Source organism: Jonquetella anthropi DSM 22815 (assembly GCF_000237805.1).
Lineage (GTDB): Bacteria > Synergistota > Synergistia > Synergistales > Dethiosulfovibrionaceae > Jonquetella > Jonquetella anthropi.
The window spans coordinates 318,292-343,762 of the sequence record NZ_CM001376.1; the positions used below are offsets into that span (position 1 = coordinate 318,292).

At 61.3% G+C, this 25,471-nt stretch carries 12 protein-coding genes and 1 rRNA gene; 9 read left to right on the forward strand and 4 right to left on the reverse strand.

The annotated features are described in order from the left end of the window. The first annotated feature begins 290 nt into the window (after positions 1-290). Together rrf and JONANDRAFT_RS01430 are read left to right on the forward strand one after the other, a co-directional pair. Positions 291-403 (forward strand): 5S ribosomal RNA (gene rrf, locus JONANDRAFT_RS01420). A gap of 1,976 nt (positions 404-2,379) precedes the next feature. After that, positions 2,380-2,934: a pyridoxamine 5'-phosphate oxidase family protein gene (locus tag JONANDRAFT_RS01430; protein WP_008522502.1), complete on the forward strand. Its 555-nt coding sequence runs from the start codon at positions 2,380-2,382 to the stop codon at positions 2,932-2,934. A gap of 204 nt (positions 2,935-3,138) precedes the next feature. Here the strand turns inward: JONANDRAFT_RS01430 and JONANDRAFT_RS01435 are convergent, their stop codons facing one another. Continuing rightward, positions 3,139-3,321 carry a hypothetical protein gene (locus tag JONANDRAFT_RS01435; protein ID WP_008520096.1) on the reverse strand — a complete coding sequence of 61 codons (183 nt, stop codon included), beginning with the start codon at positions 3,319-3,321 and terminating at the stop codon, positions 3,139-3,141. After that, complete coding sequence (locus JONANDRAFT_RS08145) at positions 3,318-3,473, reverse strand: hypothetical protein (protein WP_155801280.1); 156 nt, start codon at positions 3,471-3,473, stop codon at positions 3,318-3,320. Before JONANDRAFT_RS08145 ends, JONANDRAFT_RS01435 begins: the two co-directional genes overlap by 4 nt. Before the next feature lie 1,619 nt (positions 3,474-5,092). Here JONANDRAFT_RS08145 and JONANDRAFT_RS01440 point away from each other — a divergent pair. Next, entirely contained in the window at positions 5,093-15,565 is a 10,473-nt protein-coding gene (locus JONANDRAFT_RS01440; protein WP_035786692.1) for a YadA-like family protein, read from the forward strand. A gap of 71 nt (positions 15,566-15,636) precedes the next feature. Here the strand turns inward: JONANDRAFT_RS01440 and JONANDRAFT_RS01445 are convergent, their stop codons facing one another. Beyond that, on the reverse strand, positions 15,637-17,139 hold the full coding sequence (locus JONANDRAFT_RS01445; protein WP_008520109.1) for an FGGY-family carbohydrate kinase: 1,503 nt from the start codon (positions 17,137-17,139) through the stop codon (positions 15,637-15,639). Beyond that, complete coding sequence (locus JONANDRAFT_RS01450) at positions 17,136-17,711, reverse strand: nicotinamidase (protein WP_008520110.1); 576 nt, start codon at positions 17,709-17,711, stop codon at positions 17,136-17,138. Before JONANDRAFT_RS01450 ends, JONANDRAFT_RS01445 begins: the two co-directional genes overlap by 4 nt. A gap of 206 nt (positions 17,712-17,917) precedes the next feature. Between JONANDRAFT_RS01450 and JONANDRAFT_RS01455 the strand changes: the two genes are divergently transcribed. The 6 genes from JONANDRAFT_RS01455 to JONANDRAFT_RS01480 are packed head-to-tail and all read left to right on the forward strand — an operon-like array spanning position 17,918 to position 24,676. Then, the gene (locus JONANDRAFT_RS01455; protein WP_008520112.1) at positions 17,918-19,531 is read left to right on the forward strand and encodes a BaiN/RdsA family NAD(P)/FAD-dependent oxidoreductase; all 1,614 of its coding nucleotides are present in this window, start codon (positions 17,918-17,920) and stop codon (positions 19,529-19,531) included. After that, positions 19,528-20,535, forward strand: a complete 1,008-nt coding sequence (locus JONANDRAFT_RS01460; RefSeq protein ID WP_008520114.1) for a coiled-coil domain-containing protein — start codon at positions 19,528-19,530, stop codon at positions 20,533-20,535. The genes JONANDRAFT_RS01455 and JONANDRAFT_RS01460 overlap by 4 nt, the downstream gene beginning before the upstream one ends. Continuing rightward, positions 20,532-22,484, forward strand: a complete 1,953-nt coding sequence (locus JONANDRAFT_RS01465) for an ABC-F family ATP-binding cassette domain-containing protein (protein ID WP_008520116.1) — start codon at positions 20,532-20,534, stop codon at positions 22,482-22,484. Before JONANDRAFT_RS01460 ends, JONANDRAFT_RS01465 begins: the two co-directional genes overlap by 4 nt. Next, positions 22,481-22,900 carry an FKBP-type peptidyl-prolyl cis-trans isomerase gene (locus JONANDRAFT_RS01470; protein WP_008520118.1) on the forward strand — a complete coding sequence of 140 codons (420 nt, stop codon included), beginning with the start codon at positions 22,481-22,483 and terminating at the stop codon, positions 22,898-22,900. Before JONANDRAFT_RS01465 ends, JONANDRAFT_RS01470 begins: the two co-directional genes overlap by 4 nt. 10 nt (positions 22,901-22,910) lie before the next feature. Beyond that, positions 22,911-24,110, forward strand: coding sequence for a D-serine ammonia-lyase (locus tag JONANDRAFT_RS01475; RefSeq protein ID WP_008522504.1), 1,200 nt, complete (start codon positions 22,911-22,913; stop codon positions 24,108-24,110). A 35-nt stretch (positions 24,111-24,145) separates the two neighbouring features. After that, positions 24,146-24,676, forward strand: a complete 531-nt coding sequence (locus tag JONANDRAFT_RS01480; RefSeq protein ID WP_008520125.1) for a folate family ECF transporter S component — start codon at positions 24,146-24,148, stop codon at positions 24,674-24,676. The last annotated feature ends 795 nt before the right edge of the window (positions 24,677-25,471 follow it).

The window sequence follows — 25,471 nt, forward strand, 5'->3', positions numbered from 1 at the left end:
GGCAGGGATAACCGCTGAAGGCATCTAAGTGGGAAGCCCCCCTCGAGATGAGATATCTCACAACGGAAGGTTGGTAAGGCGTCCCTGAGACGAAGGGATAGATAGGTCGGGAGTGTAAGAGCCGCGAGGTTTTTAGCTGACCGATACTAATACGCCGAGGCCTTTTCCTTTTAACTTGCTTCGAGAGAAACTGCTAAAGACCGTTAGTGGAATTAGGACTGGAAAGGATAGAAGACGTGGCAGAGTGAGTTTGAAGAGGTGTAAACTGCTTTTCGATAGACGGATATGCGGTTGGTGATTAGCGGAGCGGGTCCACCCGGAACCATGCCGAACCCGGAAGTTAAGCGCTTCAGCGCCGATGGTACTGCGATTCAGTTCGTGGGAGAGTAGGTCGTTGCCAACCCATATTTGAGGAAGTCGGAACCTGAATATTCAGGTTCCGGCTTTTTTTGTGTCTGTGTATTTGTGTCAGGGCGAGGAAAAAGGACGAGAGTGTACGGTTGAAAGGGGAAAGTGTACTCAGAACAGAGTTTGAAGATAGAAGAGCGTCGCGAGAAAACAGAGAAGAAAGAAGAGTTAAAGCGGGATTCCTTTTTCTATTTTCTATTCTTCTGTCCCAAACCGATTTTCTTCTCGCCTTTTTTCGCTGTGTCGAAAAGGAAGCGGCGATTCGCCCGTGGGACGTTCGTTCGGTTGTCACGTGTCAGTTTGCTGGGCGTTGATTGCCCGTTCTTGATTTGTGCGGCGCCGGGGCGCGCCGCTCATCTTAAAAATAAACTTGGTGTTCTGTCGCCTTTACGGATTCGCTCCGCGAATTAGAAAGGGAAGAGCGCCCAGTACGCGAAGCGTCGCGAGAAAGAGAAGAAAGAAAGCGGAGAGAAAATCGGGGCGAAGACAGTCGCCTTGCCCGTGTGCGGGGAACGCCGGAAAAGAGAAGAACTAGCGCTTTCGCTGTCGCGTGGCGTGTTTCGAGAGGAACGTTCTGTGGCGATTTAAGGTAGAAAAGTCACCTGTTGAGATAAAAAAAGAACTCTTCGTTTAGATTATGAGAGCTAAAAGAAGAAAATACCGCCGCGCGGATCCTCTTTGACAACCCGCGCGGCTTTTTTGTGCCTGACCTTCTGACCGTACCGCTGACGGCTCCTTTTTTCGTGTGGTATTTGTTCGTTCGCCTTCGGCTCGTTGGCGATGAACGTTTGTCAGGGCGTTTTTTGGTCTTCGGGCCGTGTTCGCCCGGCGGTCGGGTGGCGGGTGCAGAAAGTTTTGTCAGCTCGAGTGGTGGTTACCGGCTCGGGGAGCGTTTTCGGGGCCGCGGGGTAGTTGTTCGGTCGTTGGGCGTTTGGCCGTCGGTCGTTCGTCAGCCGACGGACGCAGAAGGTTTATCGGCTCGTCGGACGATTCGATGTTAGAGAGCGTTTTTTGTGGCGGCCGGGCTTATCGGCCGTTGGACATTTTCCCTTTCGAGGGCGGCTTGGGGCAACCCGCGCGGCTTTTTTGTGCCGACCTAGCTGTGCGGCAGACGGTAAGTTCTCTGGTTGGCGTGGTTGTTGCTGGTTTGCTGTCCCTTGGCGGGGGCGCCAGCGGTTCATTGGCTGTTTACGAGTGCACGGAGTGGTCATCGGGGCAGCGATTGGTTGTTGGGGCGCGAGCTGGACGTCAGGGCGTTTTTGCTTTTGAGCGCGCGAACGGTTTTTGAGGCCAAGACGATTTATTGGGCCGTTGTGGCTTTCTCAGCTAGGGCGGCGGGTTCTAGTTTGCTGTCCTTTGGTGAGGCCACAGGAAGGGGGCGAGGCAATGAGGCTGTCGCTGGCTTGCTGGCTATTGGCGACGTCGCAAACGGTCACCTGCTCAGAGACTGATTACGAGGCCACGGGCGGTAATCGGCTTGGCGACCGCTTGTGAGGCCGCAATCGGTTTATCAGGTCGGCGGTTGTTCCCAACTTCCAGAACGTTTATCGCGGTAGCGTGCGGTTGCGAGGGCGCAAACGGATTATTGGCTCGGTGGCGGTCATGAGGGAGCAGACGGTATATAGGCTCGCTGGGGAGTTTCGGCGGCCCATTGTGGTTTTCGCGGCTCATAAGACGGTTTCAAGTTCGCGGGCGGCGCTCAATTTAGCGCTCCGATTGCCGCCGCGTGCGGTTTATTAGCTCATTGGTCGTTTGCCAAGCGGCTTTCGGAGCGCGGGTGGTTATCGCCCCGCCGGGGGCCGCTTGGCGATCTAATCCGGGCGAAGAGAGTGCCTTCAAAAGGAATAGGCTATACTTAACAACGGGACGACGCTCTTTTTGCCGCCAAGGGCGCAGGGTGGAAGAGGCCCTGTTTTCGGCCAGCGACGCGGGCTAGCAAGCGGCAGGGCGCTCGTGAACGAGGGGGGACCGATGATGAGGCGAAAGGACCGGGAAGTTCTGTCAAAAGAGTGGATGGAAGATGTCATTCGCGAGGCGCTCTACATGGAACTGGCGATGTCAGACGACGGCGAGCCGTATGTCATTCCGCTGAACTACGGCTACAGCGACGGCCGTTTTTACGTCCACGGGGCGATGGCCGGACGGAAGGTTGACGCGCTGCGTAAAAACCCGCGCGTGGCCTTTAACGTCCTCAGCGGGGTTCAGATCGTGCCCCGCCCGCGCAAGCCGGGTAAGCTGTGGTGCGTTTACCGCAGCGTCTGCGGCACCGGGACGGTCCGTTTCCTGACCGACTTGGAAGAAAAACGCCGCGCGGTCGCCGTTTTAAAAGACCATTACAGCGACGGCAACGTTGACTATATGAGCCGGGACGAAGCGATGAAAAAAGTGGTGAACGTCTTTGTCGTTGATGTGGAAGAGATGACGGGAAAAACGAAAGGCTACCCCAACCCGAGCAACCCCGCCGCGCCGCTATTTGAAGAGCCGGGGCAGCGCGCAGGCGCGCCCTTGGAAGGCTCAGAACAGTGAAACAACGGGCCAAACGGCAAACGCCTTCGCGTGCTGTTGCGGCGGCCGAACAAGATCTGCTGACGGTTCGTCTCGCTGCGCGGCACTTGCCGACGTGTCAGACCCTCGCCTCATGAGGGACAGCGCAACTCGATAACCGCTCGGCGGTCGGTCGTCAGCTCATTTTCGGCTTGCCAGCTCGCTAACCCTTCGCCGGGCCATTGTTCAGTCGCCAGTCCGGTTTCGGGCCGCCAGTTCACGGGGCATTCGCCGGGCCGTCAAAGGCCCGCCAGCTCGGCGGCGGTTCGTCGGCCCGTCGGTCGCTCGGCCGTTTTCGGCTTGACAGCTCGCTAACCCTTCGTCGGGCCATTGTTCGGTCGCCAGCTCGTTTTCGGTTCGCCAATTCACGGGGCATTCGTCGGGCCGTCAACGGCCCGCCAGCTCGGCGGCGGCTCATCAGCTCGGCGGTCGGTCGTCAGCTCATTTTCGGCTTGCCAGCTCGCTAATCCTTCGCCGGGCCATTGTTCGGTCACCAGTCCGGTTTCGGGCCGCCAGATCACAGAAGATTCACCGGGCCGGAAGTTTTTCCCGGCTCCAATCTGCCCGTTGGTCGGCGTTTGAATAGAGGGCGAGACGGAGAGCACGGCCCCCGGTCGGCGTATCAAGCCCGCGCTCGGGCGTCGGTTTGGTGTCAGGAAGTTCGGCGGGTCAGCGGCTATTGGCTTGCGTTCGGTTTGTCAGCTCCCGCGGCGGTTGGCCGTTTGTCTTCCCTTCGCTTGTCCGGTAAGGGACGGCGGTTCCTTCGCGGGCGTTCGTTCGGTTGCCCCATGCCAGTTTGCAGGGCGGTTATCGGGCCGTTCTCCGTTTGCTTAGCCCGCGCTCGGCTCTCAGGCCGCGCTCGGTTCGCCGCTCTGTGAGGCGGTTATCGCTTCGCGGCCGGTTCGTCAAATCGCGGAGCGTTTACATGCCCGTCCCCCGTTTGTCGGGGCGCGTTCGGACGGCGGCTCGCTCACCATCAGTTCGGCGGGGCCTTGGTTCTTGCCCTGTTGTCTTTTTTGCCTGTAGGACGTTTATCAACTCGTCGGGCGTTTGCGGAGCGGGACAGCTCTGTTGCTTCTCCGGCGGTTTCCCCCGGCTTGCTTGCCGGCCAATCGTTTCCCCCTGCGGCCCGTGGAGGGCCGGCCCGGCGGCGCGGGAGAGGGCTCGTGAAAGCCGGACGGCCTGTATAAAATTTTGTCCCGTTTCAAGGGCGATTTTCGTCGGCTCAGCCGCTCAAATGGCATGGCGAGTTCGGACCGAACGGCGCGGCGGTTATTGAATCGGCTGCCATTGCCGATGTGATCAGACGGCGGGGCAAATGCCGCCTTTGACGCCTAAGAGACGAGCTTTCAAAGGACTTGGAAAAAGTTAGGGATAAATCCTAAAAACGCGTCCCCCCGTAGGAAATCCATTTGACAGGTTAGGAAAAAGAAGTAAAATTCACTAACAAAGTTATGTGTAGTTTGTGAGAGGGCCGTCGGATCGGGAGCTGAAACTGTTATAAAATCCGGCGGCGCTTTGTCTACTGTACGACGGTGGATTTTGCCGGTAAGGCGGTGTTTGCATAAGTACCCGCGAAACTCGAAGAGGATGAACTTTAGGGAAGTCACGGCCACTGGCTGATAGTTTTCGCTGACGTGGCGCAGGATCTAGGGGGATGACCAACGAAGAAAGAAGCAAGAAAAACGGTTCAGGACGCTGGGTCTCGTCTCTCTCGGACGACTGGAGGGCCACCGGGGCAATTATTGCGGTCTTGATCTAAGAGGCTGTCGTGGGATTATCAGCTCTTTTTTGCGGCGTTTCGCTCGGGCTAAGGTGAAACGGCGTCTTTTTGTGTCGTTACCCGTAGATAAGCTGCGGCGATCAGCGCTGCAGGTGTTCTGTTTTGGAGGGTTTAATAATGAAAAAAGTCAGAGCAGCAGGAAAATCGCGTTCTCTCCGTTGGGCGGCTTCTGCAGCCGCACTCGGGCTGTTCGCCTTCGTCGGCTCTTACGGAGCTGACCCAGCGCTGGGGGCGACAATTACCGGTATAGGCAGTCTACACCCTATCATCGTGTATTCGAACACTCCGAGAAATACCGAAGAGGGCTTCCCTAATGGAACCAGGCCGACTATCGGTTCAGCAGAGAACTCCATTGCCATGGGGTTCGGTTCCAATATTGATACCGGGTATAACAACATAGCTATCGGCGTGAATGCCACGATTAGTAGAGGGGTTCAACACACTACCGCAAATGCTATAGCCCTCGGCGCATCCTCGTTAGTCACCGCGGGCGGTGACATGGCGGTAGGGCGGGCGGCCCAAGCTTTAAGTGACAACGCTGTTGCCATAGGGACGATGGCAACAGCTTCCGGCAAGAACTCATTTGCCTTGGGCAGCTCATCTCAGGCGATGGGAGAAATGTCCTTCGCTTCTGGATTTGGGTCAAAGGCCTCCGGTACTTCATCGTTTGCGTCTGGGTACTACGCTCAGGCAAACGGCAATTCGTCAGTGGCGGTCGGCGGCCTGTCGGTCGCTGGGCAGCAATACGGTACCGACTTCTCGACGGCGATCGGCTATAACGCGCAGGCTCTTGCAATGGGCTCGGTGGCTATCGGCTACAACTCGATGGTATCCGCCAGCGTGAATAACTCGCTGGCCATCGGCTCGGGAACGGTGCTGAGTACGCCTGTGGCTGACGGGCAGTACGAGGCGTTTACCCACCAGAAGCTCAATGATACGACGAACGGCATGCTGGCCATCGCCAACGAGGGGACGCCCCGGCGAATCATCGGCGTGGCCGGCGGCGTGAATGCGACCGACGCGGTCAACGTAAGGCAACTACAGTACGTGAACAACAACTTGGCAAAGTCAATTGGCGGCGCCTTGTACACAGGGTACGCGTCGGACAACACGACGTATCAAGCGCCTGACTTCGTGATTGGGGCCGCGACGTACCACACGGTAAAAGAGGCGGTTGAGGCCGCTCAGAACCGATATTTCAGCGTTTCGAGCACTAACAAGACGGATGGTTCCAACTACAACAACAACGGCGCCTCGGGGGTTGATTCGGTCGCCATCGGGCCGAGCGCTCAGACGAAGAATGCAGACAACGCGCTGGCTATCGGCAGCGGCGCGTCGGTTACTGTGTCGGGCGGCGTCGCTCTGGGGTCCGGTTCGGTTGCTTCAGACGCTTCGGGCGTCGGCTCGGCCGCGTATCTCGGCAGCGCCGCAAACGTGGCGGCGACGGCCAAGGGGACGGCCGGCGTCCTGTCGGTCGGCAGTTCAGCAGCCACCCGTCAGATCGTCAACGTGGCGGCGGGCAGCCGGGACACCGACGCGGTCAACGTGGCCCAGCTCAAGGCCGCCGGTGTGAACGTGGCCGGCGGGAGCAACGTTGTGTCGGTGTCGCCCTCGTCGGACCCCAAGACCGGCGCGACGACCTACACGGTGAACGTTGACCTGTCGAACTACGCGCAGACAAACGGAAGCAACATCACGAATCCGGCCACGTGGGCTGGAAAGCTGGGCACAGGGACAATTAACGGCACGACCGACGGCGGACTGGTGACAGGAACCACCGTGAAAGGGGCGTTGGCTCCGTACGCCAAGACGGCGGCCCTGCCGAAAGTTGCCGTGACCGGCGCCCCGCTGATGATGAAGACTGATACGGACGCGGCCGGATCAACCACCTACACGGTGGGAATCGACCTGTCGAATTACGCCCAAACGAACGGAAACAACATCACTGACCCGACCGCGTGGGCCGGGAAACTGGGCAGCGGAACCATTGGCGGAACAACGGACGGCAACCTCGTCACCGGGACGACGGTGAAAAACTACGTGGACGGCCGCCGCACGCAGGTATCCAGCGCCGACAGCCGAGTGGTTGTTACAGATGAGCCTATCGGAACCGGCGGCACCATGTACAAGGTAGCCCTCAAAACAGACCAGTTCAAAATCAAGTACAGCGGCGACGGCGACACGACCGGAGAAAACGCTCTGGACGATCGGACCGCCTTCGTCGGCACGCCGAACCAAATTTCCACCGTCGCTGAAAACGGCAAAGTTACCTTTAAGCTGGACGACGTCGTCACCATCGGCGGCTCTGGCGGCCACCCTGTGACCGTTAACGGAACGGAAGGAAACATAATCGGCCTGACGAATACCGGTTGGAACACCGATAACCCCGTGATCGTTTCCGGCCGGGCGGCTACAGAAGACCAGCTGTCCGCAGTCAACGAAAAGGTCAAACAGGCCGCCGTTGCGGCGTCGGGCAAAATTGCCTTCTCCGGCACGACCGGCAAAGCGGACGTCGGACTGGGCGAAGGCCTCACGATCACCGGCGATTTAGCCGCGAACGCCGACGCCTCGTCGGACAACCTTCGGGCCAGCGTGACCGGCTCCACGTTAAAAATAGAAATGAGCACCGCGCCCACCTTCAAGAGCGTGAACGCGGAGACGCTTCATGCCGATAACAAGGTAACAGTCGGCTCGGCCGGTGCGCCCACGACGACCATCACGCCGGCTGGCGTGGACACCAACAAACTGACCGTCGGAACCGTGACGATTGACAAGACGACGAACAAAATCACCGGCCTGCCGGCGGACGCCGGGACGGGAGAAAGCGAAGCCGTCAGCGGCAAATACCTCAAAGACCAGCTGAAGACCGTCAGCGACACGGTCGCGGCGTCGTCCAACCTGTCCTACGCGGGGGACAGCGGCAACGGCAAGGTGAACCTGTCCACCGGAACTTTGTCGGTCAAGGGAGACGACAAAAACATTGCCACGGTCGCCGACGCGGCCGGGAACGTCACCGTCAGCCTGAAGGACAAAATCACCCTTGGGGCAGCGGGGACTGGCATCGTGCTTGACGGGGGGCATGCTTCCGCGGAGTTTGGCCCGTCGATCAAGATCAACGAAAGCGGCAACGGCCGGATCAGCGGATTACACCCGGCGATCGAAAACGGCCAAGCTGTGACCTATGAACAGCTCGAAAGGGTGGCGGCGTCATTCGGAGCTAAAAGCACCATAACAGCAGATGGCAAGTTCGTCAGGCCGACATACCTCGTGTCAGCCACCACGTCGGCGTCGCGGGTGTACCACAGCGTGGGCGAAGCCCTGACGGCGATCGACCGGGGAACGGTCGGCTCGCTGGTGGCAGTGGAGAAGGACTCGGGCGACGGAACCCGGCTGGTCTACTTGGAGAACGTCGGCCCAGCTGAAGATAAGACCGGCTTCTTCCGGCGAACCGACCTAGTCGATAAGAACAGTGGGAAGTTGCTACAGCCCAAGGAAATCACGGCGAATCCGCTTTCTCTGGATAAGATTTCCTACGCCCTAGCTAACCCGGCCACCGGCATGACCAGCACGCCGGTGAAGATCCAAAACGTCGCGGCCGGGACGCTGGAGGACGACGCGGTCAACGTGAGCCAGCTGAAAAAGCTTGGCCTTGACCCGAGCGCGACCGCGGTAAAGCCGGTCGTCACCTACGACGATGACCAAAAGAAGACCGTCACGCTGGGCGATACGAACAGCAACCCGTATAACGAGGCTACTCACCTAGGCGGCGTGAAGATTACCAACGTGGCGGAAGGCGTGAACCCGGGCGACGCGGTGAACATGCACCAGCTGAAAGTCGTGTCGGATAAAGTTGACGCCGGCTGGAACCTGCAGGACGGAGCTACCTCTCCTGTGAAGAAAAATATTGCTTCCGGCAACGTGGTGGCAGTGACCGGCGACAAGAATATTTCCACGGCGTTGTCCGGCGACGGAGAAACGAAGACTCTGAATATTTCCCTGTCCGACAGTCCCAAGTTTGGGAACGTGACGATCAACGACGCCGGATCGGGCAGGATCACCGGCGTCAAAGCGGGCGCCAATGACACCGACGCGGTCAACGTGAGCCAGATCAAGAGCCTCGCCCAAGTGCTGAACGTGACGGTCGACCCCGCGACGGGCGTCGTGTCGAGCGAGCCGAAGTATCAGGTGGGCGGCCACGAGTACAACACCGTCAACGATGCAATTAACGCGGTGACCTCGATCGGCACGAAGCTGGCGTTAAACGGGGTGCAGAAGGGAGATCTCCTGCACGGGAACACGCTGGATATCGGGAAGGTAGACGGCAAGAACCTCGAGGTCTCCTATTCGGAAACTGATGACGTCAAGACGTATCAGTTCAGGGTGGTTGACGCCCCGACGTTCAACGGCAAGGTGACGGCACAAGGCTTTGACGCAGGGAATCAGAAGATCGTCAACGTAGCCAAAGGAACGGAGGCTACTGACGCGGTCAACTACGAGCAGCTGCAGTCGGTGCTCAACAGCGTGACGAGTAGCGTGACGACCCGCATTGACATCAACGCGCCGGTGAACTACGTGGCAAAGCACGCGACCACGACGCCCGGTCAGCCCGACGAAGAGCAGGTCCGAATCGTAGAAGTAACTGAGAATGGTGCTACAGTAAAAAAGGCGTACTTCCTGAGTGATTTGGATGACACGGGACACCCCAAGCCAGCCGCGCAAGATATCCCGTTCAATGACGTTTACACGTCGGTTATCGGCTTGGACACGACGACGCACGCGCCGTCGATCGACAAAAATGTCCGGCTGTCTAACGTGGGCAAGGGGCTCGTCGACGACGACGCGGCCAACGTGAGCCAGCTGAAAAAGTTCGTTCAGGCGCTGGGCGGTGGCATGACGTTTGATGAGCAAACCGGTGACATTTCGGACCTGACGTATCACGTGCCCGGAAGGGTATTCAACAACGTGGGTTCCATGGCGATCGCCGCCAAGACCGGGTCGATTGGGCCGATCGTTTACACACTGAACGACGGCGAGCGGCTCGTGTACCTGAAAGACCCGAAGGGGAACAACTCGGGTGACGGCGCCGGCTTCTATAAGCTGAGCGACGTGAACGAGGACGGCGTCAGCCTCAAGAACGTCGGTGCTGCTCCGGTGGAGTCGACAAACATTAAGCTGTCGCTGGTGAACCCGAGCAACGTGAAGGATTCGGCGATCGGCTCGTTGGTCGTTTTGGGCAACGTGGCTCCCGGGTCGGCGGATACCGACGCGGTGAACGTGAGCCAGCTGAAAAAGCTTGGCCTTGACCCGAACGCGGCAGCTCCAGCAGTGACCTATGATAACGACCAAAAGAAGACCGTCACGCTGGGCGACACGGTGCACAACAAGTACGACCCGACGAACAACCCCACTGGCGGCGTGACGATCACCAACGTGGCGGAAGGCGTGAACCCGGGCGACGCGGTGAACATGCACCAGCTGAAAGTCGTGTCGGATAAAGTTGACGCCGGCTGGAACCTGCAGGACGGCGCGGCAGCCTCAGCGGCGAAGAAAATCGCGTCCGGCGACACGGTGAAGGTCGTCGGTGACAAGAATATTTCCACGGCGCTGTCCGGCGGCGGAGAAACGAAGACGCTACAGATTACCTTGTCCGACAGCCCGGTCTTTGGCCTTGTGAAGATCAACGACGGCGGCCGTATTTCCGGCCTGTTGCCGGGGAAAGCCGATACCGAGGCGGCGACGGTTTATCAGATCAAGAAGATCCTGACCTCGCTGGGCGGCGGCATGACGTTGGACGAGAACAATGGCGACATCAAATTGCCGCAGTACGAGCTCCCGGGAGGGACGTACAACAACATCGGCTCAATTGCCATCGCCGCCAAGACCGGCACGATGGGAACCACCGTTTTCACCGACGCCGATGGCAAGCGGATCGTCTGGCTGCGAGACCCGGCGCTGAACCACACGAACACGTATAACAAGGCGGGGTATTACCGGCTGGAGGACGTGGCTGAGAACGGCATCAGCCTAAAGGACACTATCACTGACCCGGACGCTCATCTGGTTCCTACGGGCCAAATCAGGCTGTCGCTGACAGGCCCCACGGACATCAATAGGGTCTTGCTGGATGAGGACGTCGTCCTCGGCCACGTGGCCGCCGGGACGAAGGACAATGACGCGGTCAACGTGAGCCAGCTCAAGGACGTGAAGAAGTCCATTGATAAGGCGAAAACCGATGGGCTGACGTTTAACGGCAACAAAGCGTCGTACGGCGCGGCGGGTAGCTCAACCACCGGCGCGGTCGCGCTGGGGAGCACCGTGGACGTGGTGGCCTCTGACCCGAAGAATAACGCGACCTACTCGACGGACAACCTGACGGTCGTGGCCGGAAAGGACGCGTCCGGCGCCCCGGTCCTCACGATTAAGATGGCCGACAGCCCGACCTTTAAGGCTCTGACGGCTGAGACCGTGACGGCCGGCGGCACGTCCATTTCCAATAGCGGCTTGAGCGTGGGCGGCAAGACGTATGTGAGCCCGATCGGCCTGAACGCCAACGGCAACCCGATTAAGAACGTCGGCGACGCGGCGGAGGATGGCGACGCGGTCAACAAGAAACAGCTCGACGCTCTGGGCGGCTCGACGATCACCGTCAAGGCGTTCGATAAGGCCGACGGCGATAAGGGCAGTTATTCCTTTGCCCTTTCGAGCAACGGGCAGGTGGGCCTGAAAGCCCTCGACGACAACTTGGTTCTGTCGGCTGACAAGGCCACGAATACTCTGGGCCTCAAACTGGCCGAGACGGTGACTGTCGGCACGGCGAAACCGGTGACGATTAACGGGACCGACGGTTCGGTGAAGGTTGGAACAACGGTCTTGGACGGCTCGCAGATCACCGGCCTGACGAACACGACGTGGAATGGCTCGCCGACATCCGGTCGGGCAGCCACAGAAGACCAGCTGAAAGCCGTCGCTGACGCGGCGAGCACCGCCTCGGGCGAACTGAAGGATAGCGGCCTGACCTTTACGGGGAACGACAGCTCGACGACCGGCGTGGTGAAGCTGGGAAATACCCTGGCCGTGACCGCCGACGGGACGACGGGCGGTACCTACACGTCAGCCAACCTCAAGGTCACCGCTACTGAGGCGAACGGCACGAACCCGGCGGGCTTGAAGATCTCGATGACCAACAGCCCGGTCTTCACGACCGTGACGGCTGGCAACACGTCGATTTCCGACGCCGGCCTGACCGTGGGCGGCAAGCCGTATGTGACCCCGACCGGTCTGAACGCCAACAGCAAGAAGATTACTAACGTCGCCGAAGGCACGGAGGAAGGCGACGCGGTGAACTTCAAGCAGTTCGACGAACTGGCGAACAAGAAAATCGCCTTTATGGCGCTGGACCAAAACGGCAAGCCTATAGGAGAAAAATATGAGTTTGCCTTAAAGGACGGCGGAACGATCAAGCTGCTTTCCGACGAGAACTTCGCCGTGACGGCTGACGCGACGCACCAAGCGCTGGGCGTGAAGCTGAGAGACACGGTGAAAATCGGGGCGGCTAACCCCGTGACAGTCAACGGGGCGGAAGGATTCGTAACCGGCCTGACGAACACGGCGTGGAACGGCACAGCGACGACAGGCCGGGCGGCCACGGAAGACCAGCTCAAGGCCGTCGCCGTCGCCGCGTCTGGCGAACTGAAAGACAGCGGTCTGACGTTTATCGGGAACACCGGCACGACGAACCTAGTGAAGCTGGGAAGCACGCTGGCAATCAAGGCGGGCGACCCGGCGGGCGGCGCGAGCTACTCGACGAAGAACCTGACGGTCGAGTCCGGAAAGGACGCGGCCGGCGCCCCGGTTCTCACGATCAAGATGGCCGAAAAACCGACCTTCACATCCGTGACGACTGGCAACACGTCGATTTCCGACGGCGGCCTGACCGTGGGCGGCAATACATATGCCACCCCGACGGGCCTGAACGCCAACGGCAACCCGATTAAGAACGTTGGCGACGCGGTCGACCCCGGGGACGCGGTGAACAAAGGGCAATTTGACGCCCTGAACAACGCCCAGGTCACCGTTTCCGCGATGGACAAATCCGGCTACGCTGCCGGCGGTCAGTACTCGTTTGCCCTGAAAGACGGCGGACGAATCGGCCTGAAAGGCGACGACAACATCATCGTGACCGCCGACAAGACCGCGCAGACCCTAGGCTTGAAGCTGGCCGACAAGGTGAAGCTCGGCGCGGTGACGGTCAACGGGACGGACGGAGTAGTAACCGGCCTGGCGAACAAGGATCTGAAGGCTCCAACCTTTGCCACGATGGGACGGGCGGCGACGGAAGAACAGCTGAAGGCTGTGGCCGAATCAGCGACAACGCTTATCAACGATGCGGGACTTGAATTCCTCGGCAACAACAGCAGCACGACCCGCTTGGTGAAGCTGGGAAGCCGGCTGACGATCAAGGGCGCCGACGTTCCGGCGACGGGGGGCTTCTCGGAGAAGAACCTGACGGTCGTGGCTTCCAACAACGCAACGGAAGATGCCCCGACTCTGACAGTCAAGATGTCGAAGAAGCCTCAGTTTGACGAGGTAATCATCGGCGATTCGAACTCGCCGGACGCGCTGTTGCTCAAAGACGGTCTCGGGTTCAACGTGGACGGAACTATGAAGACCTTCGTCTCTGCCGCGGGCCTGAACGCCAACGGCAAACCGATTAAGGGTGTTGGCGACGCGGTCGATCCGACCGACGCGGTGAACAAAAGGCAGTTCGACGCTCTGGGCGCGGCGAAGATATCCGTTCAGGCGTTCGACAAGGACGGCAAAATGAAGCCCGGAAACTCGTACGATTTCTCGCTCAAGGACGGCGGAACGATTGGGCTGATGGGCGACGGCAACTTGAACGTGTCGGTTGACACGAACAAGAAGCTCTTGAGCTTGAAGCTGGCCGACGTCCTGACGATTGGCTCAGGCAAGCCTGTGACGATTAACGGGACCGACGGTTCGGTAAAGGTTGGAACAACGACCTTGGACGGCTCGCAGGTTACCGGCCTGACGAACACGGCGTGGAACGGCACGGCGACGACAGGCCGGGCCGCGACGGAAGACCAGTTGCAGGCCGCTGTAACAGACCTTTCCCAGAACTTGACGGCTAAGGGCCGAGGCTTTAAGGGCAACATAGGCGAGAAGACGTTTGATCTGGGCGCGATGGTTTCGATTACTGGAACCGGAGTCGGCGACGCGGATCAGTTTGACGGCCGAAACCTGATGACGATCGTGAATTCGAACGGCATTTCGCTTCAGATGCGCACGAAGCCGGTCTTTAACGGTCTGATCGTTCAGCAGGCTGAAGGCGCCGCCGGCGCCGGGACGAGAATTGACCTGAGCGAGGGCGGCATTTCGGTGGGCGGTACGACGTTCGTCTCCGCGGCCGGGCTGAGCGGCGGCGGAAAGAAAATTACCGACGTCGCGGATGGCGCCATCGGCAACGGCTCGCACGACGCGGTCACTGGCAATCAGCTGACCGATTCGATGGAGTCGGTCCGAGTACTCGTCGGCGGCAACGCGACGATGACCGACGGAAAGTTGACGTCGACGAACATCGGTGGCACCGGCCAGGACACCATTAGCGATGCGATTGCGGCAGTTAAGGACAGCGTGACGCAGGTGAGCACCAATGCGGTGCAGTACGACACCGCGGAGAACAGCAAAGTGACGCTGAAAGGCAAGGAAGGAACGACCCTTGCCAACGTCAAGGCCGGCGCCGTGAGCGAGCACAGCATGGAGGCGGTCAACGGATCGCAGCTTTACGCCACCAACCAGCAGGTAGCCGCCAACAAGGACGCTATTGCGGCTAATAAGACGGCGATTCAAAACCTGCAGGGCGAAGTTCAGTCTCAGATTGGGAAGCCGATGACGTTCAAGGCCAACGAAGGAAAGAACATCGACCGCAAGCTGGGCGAGATTCTGGAAGTCTACGGGCTGGCGAAGACGGAAGGGACGTACAGCAGCGCGAACGTCAAGACCGTCGCAACGGACCGAGGACTGGAAATTCAGCTGGCGGACGCTCCGAAGTTCTCCGGGGCCGTGCAGGCCGAGCGGTTCGTCTCGAACGACGGCAAGGCGTCGTTCGGCGGCGACGGATTAACGGTAGGCGACGGAAAGAACTCGAAGGTGACGGTTGACAAGGACGGTCTGAAGATTTCCGGCGGCCCGAGCGTGACCCGCGACGGTATCGACGCGGGCGGCAAACGGGTCAGCAATTTGGGCAAGGGCGTTGACGAGAACGACGCGGCGACGGTCGGTCAGGTTCGAGACGAGATCAACAAGGTAACCGGCGGCACAGGTCAGAGCCTTGGCCGAATCGCCCGGCGGGTCGACGAGCTGGACAGCCGGGTTGACAACGTCGGCGCCATGGCCGCGGCGTTTGCTGCGGTGCCTCCGATGGCCTACGACGAAACGCACCGCACGTCGCTGGGCATCGGCTACGGCTACTACAGCGGCAAGAGCGCGGTGGCGCTGGGCCTGAGCCACTACATCAACCGGGATGTTATGGTTAGGGGCGGCATGGCGATTTCTGGAGACGAGAAGAGCTTCCAGCTGGGAGCTTCGTTCCGGCTCGGTTCATCGCCGACGGTAACGCGGTCGGACGGCAGGACCGTCAGAATCAGCACCACCGAGATGGCCGCGCTGCGGAAGGTGAACGATCTGGAAGACACGGTGAAGCATCAGGACGAGACGATCAATCAGCAGAACGAGACGATCAAGGCGCAGAACGAGATGATGAAGCAGATGATGAAGCGTCTGGACGCGCTCGAGGCTGGAAAGAGAAAGTAACTGAACGACAAAGAGGAGCGCTGCCCTTTGGGGCAGCGCTCCTTTCTTTTGTCTGTTCTTTTGTCGGTCGGTCAGAGGGCCCAGATGTGGGACAGGTGGGCGAGTATTTTTCGCCGCTCGGCTGAACGGCGGCTGTAGAGGTTCGAGACGTCCTCTCGAGGTGTGACGGCGTCCCGGGGCGCGTTCCAGCCCGATAACGTTCCCCTGAGGCTGGACAGGTCGCCGCAGCCGAAGGCGGCCAGAGCGGCGTTGGCCATCAGGCCGCCGGAAGGGCGGGAGAGGCGGACGTACGGGCAGGCGAGCATGTCGCTTTTTATTTGGCTCCACAGGTCGCTTCGGCTGCCGCCTTCGGTTCCGACGACGCGGAGGACAGGCAGGCCGCAGCTTCGGTAAAAGTCGACGACTTTCCGGTACTCAAAGGCGATGCCTTCGAGGATTGACCGCCAGAGCAGGGGGCGTCCGCTGGAGCCGTGAAGGCCGAGGAAGACGCCGCTCGCCCCCGGCAGGTCGGGACCGGCGCCCTGTATGTACGGGTAGAAGAGTACGCCGTCGCTTCCTTCGGGCGTTTGGGCCGCCGCGTCGTCCATTCGGCTGTAGAAGGCCCGGTCCTGGGACTTGCAGCAGATCTGATCGCGGAACCACCGGAGCGACAGGCCGCCGGCGCGGATCATGGTCCAGTAGAACGAGCTGTCCCGCTCGGTTCCCATGGCGTAGTAAAAGCCCGGCCGAGCGCTGACCGGCCCAAGGGGTTCTTGGACCGAGAGGGCGAAGATGGACGCCGTCCCGGCGATGTCGACGCCATCGCCCGGCGAGACCGCCCCGGCGCCGAGGATGGCCTGCATGACGTCGCCGGCGCCGGCGACAACCGGTATTCCCGGTTTGAGGCCTAGGGCGCTGGCTTCGGCTTCGCAGAGGCCGCCGACGACTTTCCACGGCTCGACGATTTGGGGCAGGTAGCGGCGGGGGAGGTTCAGCCCTTCGAGCTGTCTGGCCGACCAGTCCCGCGTCCTGACGTCGTAGCCGGCCATCCAGCCGGAGAGGGTGGCCCAGTCGATGAACGCGTCGCGGGCCGAGAGGCCGGCGAGACGGGACAGGACGAACGGGCCGTTGTTGACGATTTTGTGGATTTTGTCGCCGTCGGGCGAGTTCAAGAGCCAGCGGGCGACGACGGGAGGCAGAAACTCGTCGAGCTGGGCGCAGCCGCACTCTTCCTGCCAGTAGGGCGGGCAGGTCTGGCGCATTTGGGCCGCCAAGGGCGCGGCTCGGTTGTCTAAGTAAGGAATGAAGGGTGTGACCGGGTTGAAAGCGCCGTCGACGCCGACGACGCCGCAGATGATGCCGCTGCCTGTTACGGCCGCGACGGTTTGTCCGTTGACGCCGGAGGCGGCGAGGCATTCGGCCGCGCCGTGACGAAAGTTTTCGAGGAAGGTCATGACGTCGAGCTGGGCCCAGCCGGGCCGAGGAAAGGCGATTGGGTTCTCCCAGTAGCTTTCGGCCAAGAGGCGGCCTGACAGGTCGTACAGGGCGGTTTTCGTGCCCATGGTGCCGGCGTCGAAGGCGAGGTATGTCTTCATTGGAGGAGCTCCGCTACTGCGGCCGAGTCGGTCAACAGGGCGCCGGCGCGGCGCATTTCTTCCAGCGCTCGGTCGCCGTCGCTGGGCGAGACGTTCACGGCCCGGCAGCCGTCCTGAACGACCGAGACGGCGAACCCTTCCGTCAGGGCGTCTTTGACCGTGGCGGCGACGCAGTAGTCGGTTGCCAGCCCGCAGACGAAGAGCCTTTCCGCGCCGGTGCGGCGAATCAGTTCGGCGAGGCCAGTGCGGTCAAACGCCGAGTAGGCGTCCCGGTCGGGGGACGTGCCTTTGCTGATCACGCGGCTTTCGGGCGGAAGCGTGAGCCCGTCGGCGAATTGCGCGCCCGGCGTTTGGGCGACGCAGTGGGGCGGCCACGGCCCGCCTGAGGCGGCAAAGCTGACGTGGTTTGCCGGGTGCCAGTCGCGGCTGAAGAAGGCGGGGCAGCCATGACGGGCGGCGAGAGCTGAAAGCCGATTGGCGACCGGGACGACGCTGTCACCGTCGGCGACCGCCAGAGCGCCGCCGGGGCAGAAGTCCCGCTGGATATCGACGAATAGGAAGGCGTTTTTCATACGGATCAATCCCCTCTGTTTTGTCTTGATCTTTTCATGATACCGAGCCGGCGTCTTCCTGCCAAGAAGCCTTTGGTGGGTTTTCTTCGCGGGGCTGCCAAGCCCGCCGGCTGGCGGATGTTTTGATGCCTGACACTTCTCGGCGTCGGCGCTTCGTGGTACTATAAAACAATTCGGTCGAAGCTTGACGAACGGAGGAGCGAGCCATGAACAGTTTTGACGTGATTGTAATCGGCGGCGGCCCAGCCGGGATGATGGCCGCTCTTCGCGCCGCCCAGATGGGCGCGTCGGTGCTGCTGCTTGAGAAAAACGACGAGCTGGGGCGCAAGCTGGGGTTGACCGGCAGAGGCCGGTGCAACTTCGCTCACGACGAGCCGGACGCGGCCGTCCTCGCTCAGGGGTACGGCAAAGGCGCGGCGTTTATGGAGCAGGCGCTGCGGGAGTTCGGGCTGAACGAGACGGTGGCGTTTTTCGCTTCCTGCGGCGTGAGGGCCGTCCGCGAGCGGGGAAAGCGGCTTTATCCCCAGATGGGGCAGGACTCGAGCGCCGTGACGGCGGCTTTGCGGCGGGAGCTGCACGCCCGCCGGGTGCTGGTGCTGTCGTCCACCGAGGTGAAGGGGCTGGACGCGTCGGGCGGAAAGATTCGACGGGTCATCACTCGACAGGGAGAGATCGACGGCCGGGCGTTCGTCTTGGCGACGGGCGGCCAGTCGTTCCCAGCGACTGGGTCGACCGGCGACGGGTACCGATGGGCCAAGCGGGTGGGCTGTACGATTGAAGAGCCGCGCCCGGCGATATGTCCGGTGAAGTGCCGGGAGAAATTCTGCGCCGAGCTGAACGGGCTGAAGCTGAAGAACGTTCGGCTGACGCTGTTTTTAAACGGCGAGCCGGTGGACGAGCGGTTTGGCGAGATGGACTTCGCCCCGTTCGGCGTGACCGGCGCGACGGCAATGGATATGGCGGCGAGAATTGGTGAGCTGCTGCCGCAGGGAAAACTGCGGCTGCGTATTGACCTGAAACCGGCGCTCGATCGGGATCGGTTTATCGCCCGGCTTGACCGGGAGTTCCCCGCTGAGGGGGATCTGCCGCTGAGGTTTGCCCTGCGGAAGATGCTGCCCAAGGAGATTATCCCGGTGGTGATTCGACTGGCGGGGCTTCAGGAAGGCGATCCGGCCGGGAGCTTGACGCCGGAGAACAAGGCGGCGTTGGTTGACGCGATGAAGGAGTTTTCCGTCACGCCGACCGAGCTGGCCGGGTTCCGCTGGGCGATTGTGACCCGCGGCGGCGTGAGCCTTGACGACGTGAACCCCAAGACGATGGCCTGCACGAAGGTGCCGAACCTGTTTTTTGCCGGCGAGCTGTTGGACGTGGACGGCCCGACCGGCGGGTACAACCTGCAGGCCTGCTGGACAACCGGCTGGCTGGCTGGCCAGTCGGCGGCGGAGCTTTTAGGGTATCACAGGCCGGCTCCGGCGGCTCAGAAGGCCGAGTCGGCCGCGCGGCAGTGGCGGGGACATGCGGTTCTTCACCCAAAGGACAAGGCGCCGACTCGGCACTTTCCCCCCAGAGCCGAGGGGCCGAAAAAAGCCGCTGGGCCTGAGGGCAGAAGCGCCCGATGCTCGTCGGAGAAGCCGGCTCCGCAGGAGGAGAAGCGGCCTAAAAGATTTGACCGGCCTCGGTCCGACGACGGGAAAAATCCGGTTCGGGGCGCTGACGGCGGAGGGCGGCCGCGGAAAGCGGCGGGGGACTTTGCCGGTTGGAAAGGCTTCAGGGCGAAGGATTCTAAAAAACGGAACGAGGACGCGGGGAGGAAGTCATGAGCGACGAGATGAAGAAAACAGAGGTTGACCCGGCCTCTTTGGCCCCGTCAGTACCTGACGTAGAAGAATACAAGCGGGCGCTTGAACAGGTGTCGTCGTTGGGCGACAGGCTGTTCGCGTGCTGTGCCGAGTTGGGCGAGACTTTGACTTCTGAGCGGGCGCGGGCCGCGTCGGCGGATAAGAGTTTCCGCGACGATATCAAGCAGAGAGACGACGTGATCGATCAGCTGCAGAAACAGTTGATGGAAAATCGGAGCGCTCTGGCTGAGGCGCAGCGGAATATCAATTCCATGTCGATTCAGACCCAGCAGCTTTCCGAGGCCCTGCGCAACTATCGCCACGACGTGGCGTTTTCGGAGCAGCTGAACGCGGATCTTCGGAGCGCCCGGTCGGAATCGGCGCTGTTAAAGGCGACGATCGAGGAAATGAAAGCCGAAATGGCTCGGGCGGAACGGCTGCACAAGGACGCCGCCGAGTGTTTGAAGCTCAAACATTCTCAAGAGCAGCTGGTCGCCGGCGAGAGCGTCCGCGCGGCCGAAGACCGGGCCACGCAGCTTCAGGCCGCGTTGACCCGATCGGAAGAACAGCTCCGTCAGTCCGAGGAGATGAATAAGCTCTTGGCTGACGAGGCCGAGCGGGCGAAACGGGAGGATCGGGATCGGTTCGACAAGGTACGGGGCGAGCTACTTCACGTCCAAAGCCAGTTGGCCGATCAGGAGCGGGCGTTTCAGGACCTTCAAAAGGACGTGGATCGTCGGATTCGAGCTGGGGTGCGAAAGGTGGAAATCAAGGCCCACTCGGTCGAGGAGGATCTGCGTCAGAAGCTGGACGAGAAAGAGCGCCAGCTGCGCATGGCCGATTTCCGGCTCACTCAGGCGGCGGAGGATCACCAGCGGGCTCTGCTGGCGGCCCGCGCCGATTTTGAGACCAAGCTGAACATGAAGACCGAGGAAGTGCGCCGGCAGCTGTACGCCAAGGCGAAGTCCCCGAAGAACGACGGATGATTCAAGTTGTTGATCTGTGCCTGACCCTGCCGGGCGGCCGGCGTCTTTTTGACGGGCTGAACTGGCAGGTGCCCGACGGGGCCCGAACGGCTCTGGTGGGCGCCAACGGGGTCGGCAAGACGACGCTGCTGCGGACGATTGTGGGGCAGGTGTCCGCCGATTCGGGCGAGATTCGGATATCTCCGTCCGGCGCGACGGTCGGATACCTGCCGCAGGATTTGGCCGAGCTGCCGCCGATTCCTCTGATGGAGTACCTGAAAGAACGAACCGGCCTGACCGAGGCCGCCGACCGGCTGAAGGACGCCGAGGCCCGAATGGGCGCGTCCGCTGGGCCGGACGACCTGAACCGGCACGCCAGACTGCAGGCCCAGTACGAACGGCTGGGCGGATATGAGTTTGAGAGCATGGCCGCCAAGACATTAGGCGGCCTTGGTTTTCGTCCCGGCGACGCGGGAAAGAGGTGCTCGGACTTTTCCGGCGGCTGGAAGATGAGAATATCGCTGGCGGCGCTCCTTCTCTGCCGGCCGGATCACATGCTGCTTGACGAGCCGACAAACCACCTGGACACCGAGAGCATGGAATGGCTCGAGAGCTGGCTGTCAGGCTATGACGGCACGATGGTGGCCATTTCGCACGACCGGTTTTTTATGGACAAGATCGTCACGTCGGTGGCTCACTTGGAAAACGGCCGGCTGACCTGCACGAGAGGAAACTTTTCCGATTACTTAGCCATATCGGAGGCTCAGGCAGAACTTCTCGCCAAGCAGGCGAAACGGCAGCGCGCCGAGATGGAGCACCTGCAGTCCTACGTGGAGCGGTTTCGGTACAAGGCCAGCAAGGCGACGCAGGCGCAAAGCCGAATCAAGCGGCTGGAGCAGATGGAGCCCGTCCAGACGGTTCAGAAGGAACGGACGGTCTCAATGCGCTTTCCAGACTGCCGCCAGTCCGGGCGGGTCGTCCTGAAGGCGGAGAACTTGGCGAAAGAGTACGACGAGCCGGTTTTCTCCGGCCTGACGTTTGAAATTCTGCGGGGCGAAAAAGTAGCGCTGGTGGGCGTCAACGGCGCGGGCAAGTCCACGCTGTCGCGGCTGCTGGCCGGCGTCGAAAAGCCGAGCGGCGGTTCCGTCACGCTGGGGCACGGGGTGGAAGCGGCGTACTTTTCTCAGTCGTCGTCGGAGAACCTGTGCTACGAGAACACGGTCTGGCAGGAGGCCGTCTCCCAGTCGCCGGACTGGACTCAGGGCCAGAGGCACGGGCTGCTGGGCTGTTTCCTGTTCGGCCCGGACGACTTGGAAAAGCGCGTCGCCGTCCTTTCCGGCGGCGAGAAGTCCCGGCTGGCTCTGGCAAAAATCCTGATGAAGCCGTCCAACTTCCTGATTCTGGACGAGCCGACCAACCACTTGGACATGGCGACCCGAGAGCTTTTTCAGCAGGCGGTCTTGGCGTATTCGGGCACGCTGCTCATCGTGTCCCACGACCGGTACTTTTTAAACCTGCTGGCCGATCGGGTGCTCGAGATCCGAGATCATCGGCTGTTCGACTATCAGGGGAACTACAGCTGGTACATCGCCGCGCGGGAGCGGCAGATGGCCGCGGCCGAAGCCTCGTCCCCGGCGGAGAGCGCGGCGGATCGAAACGACCGGCGGGCCCGCCGCCGAGAGGAAGGCGAGCGGCGAAACGAGATTTACCGGCGGAAGAAAGAGTACGCGGCCCAGCTGGCCGAACTGGAAAAGGACATTGCCGCCGACGAGGCATTGATTGCCGAACTCGACGGGCAGCTGTGCGATCCGTCGGTCATCGCCAGCGGGACGAAGCTGGAAAGCGCGATGATCGGCAGGGCGCAGGCCGTTTCGAGATTGGAAGAGCGGATGAGCCGATGGGAGTCCCTGATGGAGATCATCGGGGCGATAGAGGCCGGAAAGGATCCGGCGCAGGAGGAAAGGCAATGACCACAGCCGAGAAGGGCAAAAAAATCCGAGTTCATTACACCGGCACGCTGGACGACGGGACGGTTTTCGACTCGTCAAAGGTTGACGGGCGCGAGCCGCTGGAGTTCGTCGTGGGAGCCGGCCAGATGATCCCGGGGTTCGACCGGGGCGTCGAGGGCATGGCCGTGGGCGAGACGAGAACGCTGAAGCTGGATCCGGCCGACGCGTACGGGGAGTACCGAAGCGATATGGTGTTCCGGGTGGCTCGGAACAGGTTGCCGAAAGGGTACTCGCCGAAGGTCGGAGACCGCCTGTTGGTGGGACACGCGCCGGCGAAGATTGCCAGCGTCGACGAGGCGTCTGTGGAGCTGGACGCGAACCACGAATTGGCGGGCAAGCGGCTGAACTTTGAAGTCACTCTGGTAGAAGTCCTCTGAGGTTTTGCAGGTGACCGCCGGGTCGGAGCGTTTCAGCGTCCAGCTCGTCAAAGAGGCCCAGCCGGTTCGGTGGCTCGCGCCGCGTCGTCTGCCGATGGAAGCGGCCGTTTCAGCCTGTGGTCAGCCGACGGACGTGCCCCTTCGGGCCGCCGAGGATTTCAGGCGGTGGGCGCCCTTGCTGGCCGCCCTTTTCCCGTCAATGGCCGGCGGCGCGGTCGAGTCGCCGGTCGTCCGCTGTGAGGGCGAAGCCGGACTTTGGCTGAAAATGGACTGTTGTCTGCCGGTCACCGGCTCGGTGAAGACCCGCGGCGGCTTTTACGAGGTCCTGCGGCACGCCGAGCGGGCCGCGCTTGAATCGGGCTTGGTCGCCGGGACGGCTCTTGAGCTGGCCGGCGCCGAGGCGCGGGCGGTTTTCTCGTCGCGGCGTCTCGCTGTGGGCTCGACCGGCAACTTAGGACTGAGCGTCGGCTCGATTGGCGCGGCGTTGGGCTTTCAGACGACCGTCCACATGTCCCGGGACGCCAAGGCGTGGAAAAAAGAACTCCTTCGACGCCGGGGCGCGGAAGTGGTGGAACACGACGGCCCGTACAGCCAAGCGGTCGCCCAAGGAAGGGCAGCCTGTCAGGGCGACCCGATGGCCCACTTTGTGGACGACGAGAACTCGCCGCTTCTTTTTGCCGGCTACAGCGCGGCCGGGCCGGAAACAGCCCGACAGCTGGCCGCTGAAGGAATAGCGTTCAGCGCGGATCGTCCGCTGAACGTCTTTTTGCCCTGCGGCGTGGGCGGCGCTCCTGCCGGCGTCGCGTTCGGGCTGGCCTGTGCCCTTGGTTCGGGCGTCAGGTTCTGGCTCGTCGAGCCGGTTCAGTTCCCCTGCGTTTTGGCGGGGCTTCTGACCGGCGCTCCGTTCCCAGTGACCGACTGGGGGCTGGGCGGCCAGACCGAAGCTGACGGTCTGGCGGTGGGAACGGCCTCCGCTCTGGCGCTTCGCGTGTTGGAGCCGTTAGTCTACGGCGCTTTGACGGTTAGGAACGAGAACATGATCGACTGGTCCCGGCGGCTGAGACGGCGGGGAGTTAAAGCCGAGCCGTCAGCCGCGGCGGCGCTGGCCGGCTGGGAGGCCGCTGGGCGGCCGACGCCGGCCTTGGCGTGGCTGACCGGCGGTTCGCTGGTTCCTTCTGACGTGTTTGACCAAATCTTGGGCGTCAGTTAGAATAAGGGACCGCTATGAAAGGATCGGTGTCATCTATGAACTCTCGTTTGTCTCCCCGCCGTCTGGCGGCGCTGGCTCTTCTCGTGAGCCTGAATATCGTTTTAAGCAGAATACTCAGCCTGCGGATCCCGATGGGCAGCATTGAAGGCGTGCGGATCGGCTTTGGCCCGCTCGCCCCGATTTTTGCCGGCATGGCGTTTGGGTCGGCTTCCGGCTTCGCCGTCGGCGCCATCGGCGACCTGCTGGGCTACATGATCAACCCGATGGGGCCGTACATTCCGGTCTTCACTCTGACCGCCGGCATTCGCGGAATGCTCCCGGCCTTGGTTTGGGACCTGACGGGAAGAAAGCTCTCGTTCGCCGGCACGCTACTGCCGATGGCCGTTTCCGGGCTCGTATCGGCCACGGCCGTGCCCCTGTGCATTTGGGCCTTTTTCCACGTGTCGCCGGCTGTCACCATGCCCCCGGCGTTCATCGCCCAGTGCTTCACCATTCCGCTGTACGCCTTTCTGTTCGTCCGGCTCTACAACTGTTTCCTGCGCCGGTCCCCGAACCTGCTGAAATAGCCTATAAACGCCATATCGGGCCGTCTGTCGCTTTTTAAAGCGACGGACGGCCTTTTTTGATGGAAATCAATCGGCGTCGTGGCTCGTATATGGCGGCCTCGAGTTGTCCCTTTCAGTTTCAGAAAGCCTAAGGGCGTGTCTTTCACAGGGAACACTTGTGCTTGTGGCCCCGCCAAAGACGCAAGACGGGAAGGGCGCGTTGCTCTTGAGTTTTGGGGAAATCTAATGACGGGGCCTTACACAAAGGGCTCGCGCTCGTGCCCGTGCCCCTAGAGACGAAAGCCCCGAGGATTGTCTTGCCCTTTGGGCTTGGGGAAGTCTGATGACGCCGTCTTTCACAGAGGGCCATGCTCGCGCCCGTGTCCCTAGAGACGAAAGCCCCAAGGCTCGCCTTGTCCTTTAAGCCTCAGAAAGTCTGGGGGACTGCCGTGCAGGGCGGCGCTTTGGCCTGCGCGGCTCGGGAACGGAAGTCTTGTGGCTTGTCTTGTCCTTTGAGCTTCGGAAGGTCTGGGGGGTGTCTTTCGTACAGGACACCCGTGCTTGTGCTCCTGCCAGAGGCGCAAGACGGGAAGGGCGCGTTGCTCTTGAGTTTTTGGGGAAATCTAATGACGCGGCCTTTCGCAGAGGCCCGCGCTCGGAGCGTGCCCCTAGAGACGTAAGCCCCGAGGCTTGTCTTGCCCTTTGGGCTTGGGGAAGTTTGAGGCATATTTTGCATGGCGGGCGTCCAAGTCGATCGGCCCACAAAAACTTTGAAAGAAAAAGTTCCAGTTTACTTTGTTAGAGTATTGACGAAAC